We start from the raw sequence: 5,506 nt of genomic DNA, 5'->3' as shown, positions 1-5,506 counted from the left end.
CCCAGAGCGGGAGAGGGACTTAAATAACTCCCCTTCGCCCCTTGTGGGAGAAGGGGTTGGGGGATGAGGGGAAACAAGATTTATCACTCAACCAAGGCATCTGGTGTTGCGGCTCCTTCTGGGGTGTCATCTAGCGCCTCCAACTCTGAGTCCAACTCCTCAGAATTCTCCAGATAGTGGTTTAGCAGCCGCTTTTCGTAGCGACGGTTGCGGCGACGGCCTTTGGCGGGGGTGGCCCGCTTGTGCGATCGCTTGTCTACCACCAGATGCTCTAGATCGGAAGCGTCTTCCCAATGCTGCAAGTCGTTCGGCGAAGTGCGTCTGGGCATATTTAGAAATCAGAAATCGGGGAGCGAGAACGGTTCTCCGCAGTCAGGACATCACTCAAGCTTGGCTTTGTTAACTTATATTAAGATCGGTCTGAGGGTTTTGCTACGGTTCAGGATGAAACTTTGTTAGAACTTACGCAGTTGGACGATCTCCTGGCCGCTAGAAATGACCCATTTGCCCAACCGCATCCCCGTCTCGGTGCTAGTTCCTGCCAAAGACGAGGAGCTAAATTTGCCTGCCTGTTTGGAAAGCCTTGCGCCCGCTGATGAGATTTTCGTGGTGGATTCGCAAAGTGGCGATCGCACCACCGAAATTGCCGAAGACAGTGGCGCAAAGGTCGTACAGTTCCACTTCAGCGGGCGCTGGCCAAAAAAGAAAAATTGGGCCCTCGACCATCTCCCCTTTCGCAACGAGTGGGTACTAATTGTCGATTGCGACGAGCGCATCCCCCCTGCCCTCTGGGACGAAATTGCCCAAGCCATCCAAAATCCAGCCTTAAACGGCTACTACCTAAACCGTCGTGTCTACTTCCTGGGCAGATGGATTCGCCACGGCGGTAAGTATCCCGACTGGAACCTGCGCCTGTTTCGCCATGCCAAAGGACGCTACGAAAATCTGCACACCGACGCTGCCCCCAACACAGGCGACAACGAAGTGCATGAACACGTCGTTCTAGAAGGAACCGCAGGCTACCTCACCACCGATATGCTCCACATTGACTATCGGGATCTCTACCACTGGCTAGAGCGCCACAACCGCTACTCCAATTGGGAAGCCCGTGTCTACTACAATTTACTCAATGGCATGGATGAAGCCGGAACCTTGGGCGATCGCACTGCCCACTGGTGGAGCAACGCTGTCCAGCGCAAACGCTTCCTCAAACGCCTGTGGGTGCGCCTGCCCTGCCGCCCGCTGCTCCGTTTTGTCCTGTTCTACATCCTCCGCTTTGGCTTTCTCGACGGCCACGCCGGATATACCTACGCCCGCCTGCTTAGTCAGTACGAATACCAAATCAGCGTCAAGCTCTACGAACTGCAAAAGCTCAACGGTCGCCTGAATCCGGTGAAAAAGAATTAGCCTTCAGCCTAGATGCCCGAATTGCCCCCCACAGATTTCCCACAGATTTCCCACTGCTTTCTCCCACGGATTTCAAGCGTCTTTCCTAGCGTCTTTATTCCAAGATTCAACCGATGCTCAACAAACTCAACGCCCTCCTGGGTCGCCGCCCCGAAGCCGTCAAAGCCAACGTCGAAATCTACACCTGGCAGACCTGCCCCTACTGCATCCGGGCCAAGATGCTGCTGCGCTGGAAAGGCGTGAACTTTACCGAATACAGAATCGACGGCGACGGGGCTGCCCGCGTGAGAATGGCTGAACGCGCCAACGGTCGCCGCACCGTCCCCCAAATTTTCATTAATAACCAGCACGTCGGCGGCTGCGACGACCTCTATGCGCTCGATCGAGCCGGAAAGCTAGACGCGCTGCTGAGTCAGGCAGGATGACCCGGTGAGAACTACTCAGAAGTGCCGCGAATCTCAAGGCGAATTTCAAGTGCCGCGAATCTCATCTAGCTTCGCCCGCACCGCCTGAATATCCTGCCACATCAGCCATTTGGGGCTGCCCTTTTCGCGAGAGGGGTTCCGCAGCAGATAGGCGGGGTGAAAGATGGGCATATAGAAGCGGCCGTCTTGCTCGATCCACTGGCCGCGCACCTTGGTAATGCCCTGCTTGATGCCCAGCAAGCCCTTCAGCGCAGTGGCTCCGGTCAGCAAGATAATCTTGGGGTTAATCAGCCGAATTTGCTCCATCAAGTAGCCCTTGCAGGCATCGGCTTCGGCGGCAGTGGGGGTGCGGTTTTCTGGCGGGCGACACTTCACCACGTTGCAGATGAACACGTCTTCGTCAGTTAATTGCACCGATTCCAGAATTTTCGTAAGCAACTGACCCGACTTGCCAACAAACGGTAGGCCGGTTTCGTCTTCGGTTTGCCCTGGCCCCTCGCCAACGATCATCACGGGCGCAGCCAGTCCGCCACGCCCAATGACCGCATGGGTGCGATTTTGCCCCAGTTCGCAGCGCTGACACTGGTCGCAGTGCGCCTTCATCTCCTCCATCGAGGCGTAGGTCCCCGGTGGAATGGGGATGCGGGCGCTAGTGGGAATTTGGGACGGGTCGAAGCTGGCAGATGCGGCGGGCGCGGCGACCTCCGCCAGATTGAACAAGTCGATTTGGTCTTCGCTCGCCATTGGATTCGGTCTAGGGCTTGGTGATCAGAGATTAAACCTATGGAAGCTTCATTGTAAAACGAATCAGCAATCCGAACCGGCCAACACAAACCAGCGCGATCGCCCACCCCTCTCCCCTTTTCGTTCTTCGTTCTTTCCTCTTCCCTCTTCCCTACACCTCCACCGGCTCCTTCACCCTAGTCCGATACGTCCCTGCGGCCTCTGCCGTCGCCACACCGCCCTCACCCGTAATCAGCCGTGCGCCGCGCTTGCGGGTGAAGTAGTTCCAGCCCCACTGGAGCATGACGATCAGCTTGTTGTCGAACTCGATCAGATAGTAAATGTGGGCAAACACCCAGGCAAACCAGGCCGGCGGGCCAGAAAACTTGACGAAGCCCAAGTCAACCACCGCAGCATTTTGCCCGATGATGGCCAGGCTACCCGGATCTTTGTAGACAAAGGGTTCCACGGACTGCCCCTGGATGCGTCGCTGGAGGGTCTTGGCGACGTATTCACCGGCTTGCACGGCGGCCGGAGCGACACCCGGAATGGGGCGATCGCCCTGGTGGGCATAGTGGGCCAGGTCGCCGATGACGAAGATGTTGGGATAGCCCGCGATGCTGAAATCAGGTTCCACCATGACGCGCCCGACGCGATCGCACGACGCACCCGCCCGATCTGCCAGCACCTTGCCCATGCCAGAGGCTTTTACCCCCGCTGCCCAGAGGATGGTGCGAGCGGTCATGGTCTCAATCAGGGGATTATCCGGCGCGCCGCTTTTCATCGTCACCACGTCGCCTCTGTCGCTGGGTTCAATCTGCGTCACCAGAGTTTTGGTGCGGACGGTCACGCCCAGACGGGATAGCGATTCGGCCGCCTTTGCCGACAGGTCAGGATCGTAGGGCGGCAGCACCCGATCCATCCCTTCCAGCAGCAGGATGGTGGCTTCTGAGGTGTCGATGTTGCGGAAGTCTTCTTTGAGCGTGCGGTAGGCGAGTTCGGCGATCGCCCCGGCTAGCTCTACCCCCGTCGGGCCGCCGCCCACAATGACGAACGTGAGCCATGCTTTGCGCTTTTCGGGGTCGGTTTCCTTCTCTGCCGCTTCAAAGGCGACAAAAATCCGGCGGCGCATTTCTAGGGCATCTTCAATGGTTTTCAGCCCCGGAGCCGTGTCGCGCCACTGGTCGTTGCCAAAGTAGTGGTGGCTGACACCCGTCGCCACAATCAGCGTGTCGTAGGGAAGCTCCTGCTCTCGCAGCTTTAGCACTTGCGCCTGCGGATCAAGATCAACCGCCTCATCCATCAGGACGGTGATGTTTTTGTAGTCGCTGAGAATGCCGCGCAGGGGCGAAGAAATGTCGGCTGGCGACAGCGTGCCCGTTGCCACTTGATATAGCAAGGGCTGAAACAGGTGAAAGTTGCGCTTGTCTACTAGCGTTACCTTAATGTCTTTTGCGCGTCCCAACGTTTTGGCGGCGTATAGACCGCTAAATCCGCCGCCGATGATGACGACGTGGTGCGGCTCTGGTGTTGCGATCGCGTCCATAGGGGTTCTCAGGCGGTTCTGTAGGTGAGGACATTGTTCAGGACATTAAGCGCCATGTTAGCCGCCCGAATCGGGGATGTCGTGTGTAACGTTGTACATTTACGACATCTCTGCATAAATAAAAGCTTTAAAAGTTCGAGATTCGGGGTTCGAGATTCGGGGTTTGAGATTCGGATGGTTGGAAAATCGCGTACCTCCAGAACACAATTCCTTACGCCTCAACCCTTTGGCCCGCCTTATGCAAAAGCGGCGGTGAGCCAGACGGCGAGCCAGTACACTAGCGGCGCGAGGAAGGGGGCTGGCAAGAAGGAGCCGACGCGCACGTTGCCAATTTCTAGTAGGTTCAGCCCGATGGATAGAATCATGAGTCCGCCTACGCCCGTGGCCAGCAGTACGGGCGGCGAACTAGCGGGATCGGGGAGGGCGCGGGCCAGGAGTCCGGCGGCTAGGGACAGGCCGCCTTGATACAGCAAAATGGCCAGGGTCGAAAAGCCGACGCCGATGCCGTAGCTGCCTGTGAGGGCGATCGCCGCCAGTCCGTCCATCGTCGCCTTCAGCGTCAGCAGCCGCGCATCGCCCACCAGCCCGTTGTTGAGGCTGCCGATCATGGCCATCGGGCCAATGCAAAACAGCAGGCTGGCGGTGACAAAGCCATCGGTAAAGCGACCCCTGCCCTTGACCCGATGTTTCAGCCAATCTCCGGCGATCGCCAGCCGTTCTTCAATCTGCCACCACTCGCCCAGCAGCCCGCCCGCCACCAGCGCCAGCAGTCCCAAAATCACGCCGTCTACGATGCCGCCCCTAGCCTGATTCAGGCTGCCTGCCATGCTGATGCCGATAAACAGCGTCGTCAGCCCCAGCCCTTGCTTGATCACCCGCTGCATCCGCTCTGGCAAGTGCCCGGTGAGCAGCAGCCCCAGGGCAGTACCCAGTAGAACCGTGGCAACGTTGATCCAGGTGCCGCTGGTTTTTGCCCAAAAATCTAGCATGGGGTACAAGGTGACGGGGTGATGGGGCAAACTGCGAAGCAGGAGAAAATCCTCCAAAATCACCTTATCCCATCCGCTCCCTACTTCTTCTGCGGTCTAGCCGGAACCCGCCGCCCCCGGCTTCCGTCTTGGCTGCTCAGAGAATTCTGTGGGATGATCCCAGAAAAGGTCTTTTGTCGTGTTTCCAGCCTTCATGCATACTGCCGACTGTCCAGAGGGCTGCCAAGCGCCCCACCGATCTGGTTTGCCAACGCCTCATCCCTACACGGTGGATGCCCAGAAAAAAGCAAGACTCCTGTGGATGGCGCTGGGGCTGATTGGCGGGTTCTCGCTGGTGGAACTGGCGGTCAGCCTGTCGAGCCACAGTCTGGCGCTGCTGGCGGAGGCGGGGCATATGCTGTCGGATGTGGCGGCGC

Annotated in this window: 6 protein-coding genes and 1 pseudogene; 3 read left to right on the top strand and 4 right to left on the bottom strand. The window is 58.1% G+C overall.

Going from position 1 to position 5,506, the window contains the following annotated elements:
* Window positions 1-83: 83 nt before the first annotated feature.
* Window positions 84-329, bottom strand: a complete 246-nt coding sequence (locus tag IGS51_RS08640) for a hypothetical protein (protein ID WP_297078029.1) — start codon at window positions 327-329, stop codon at window positions 84-86.
* 166 nt (window positions 330-495) lie between these two features.
* On the opposite strand from IGS51_RS08640, the gene IGS51_RS08635 reads away from it, so the two are divergent.
* Together IGS51_RS08635 and grxC are read left to right on the top strand one after the other, a co-directional pair.
* Complete coding sequence (locus tag IGS51_RS08635) at window positions 496-1,407, top strand: glycosyltransferase family 2 protein (RefSeq protein WP_297078028.1); 912 nt, start codon at window positions 496-498, stop codon at window positions 1,405-1,407.
* Between the two features lie 113 nt (window positions 1,408-1,520).
* The gene (gene grxC / locus IGS51_RS08630) at window positions 1,521-1,832 is read left to right on the top strand and encodes a glutaredoxin 3 (RefSeq protein ID WP_297078027.1); all 312 of its coding nucleotides are present in this window, start codon (window positions 1,521-1,523) and stop codon (window positions 1,830-1,832) included.
* A 45-nt stretch (window positions 1,833-1,877) separates the two neighbouring features.
* Here grxC and IGS51_RS08625 read toward each other — a convergent pair whose 3' ends face one another.
* The 3 genes from IGS51_RS08625 to IGS51_RS08615 all read right to left on the bottom strand — a co-directional run bounded on the left by IGS51_RS08625 (window position 1,878) and on the right by IGS51_RS08615 (window position 5,090).
* Window positions 1,878-2,576 carry a uracil-DNA glycosylase gene (locus IGS51_RS08625; protein ID WP_297078026.1) on the bottom strand — a complete coding sequence of 233 codons (699 nt, stop codon included), beginning with the start codon at window positions 2,574-2,576 and terminating at the stop codon, window positions 1,878-1,880.
* Between the two features lie 151 nt (window positions 2,577-2,727).
* Window positions 2,728-4,101: an NAD(P)/FAD-dependent oxidoreductase gene (locus tag IGS51_RS08620; protein WP_297078025.1), complete on the bottom strand. Its 1,374-nt coding sequence runs from the start codon at window positions 4,099-4,101 to the stop codon at window positions 2,728-2,730.
* A 236-nt stretch (window positions 4,102-4,337) separates the two neighbouring features.
* Window positions 4,338-5,090: a DUF554 domain-containing protein gene (locus tag IGS51_RS08615; protein ID WP_297078024.1), complete on the bottom strand. Its 753-nt coding sequence runs from the start codon at window positions 5,088-5,090 to the stop codon at window positions 4,338-4,340.
* Between the two features lie 193 nt (window positions 5,091-5,283).
* Here IGS51_RS08615 and IGS51_RS08610 point away from each other — a divergent pair.
* Window positions 5,284-5,506: pseudogene (locus IGS51_RS08610) on the top strand (hypothetical protein); the annotation flags it as partial.

Source organism: Thermoleptolyngbya sp. M55_K2018_002 (assembly GCF_015295965.1).
Lineage (GTDB): Bacteria > Cyanobacteriota > Cyanobacteriia > Elainellales > Elainellaceae > Thermoleptolyngbya > Thermoleptolyngbya sichuanensis.
Note: the sequence above shows the minus strand (reverse complement) of the source record. Positions and strands in the feature narration are given on the sequence as shown.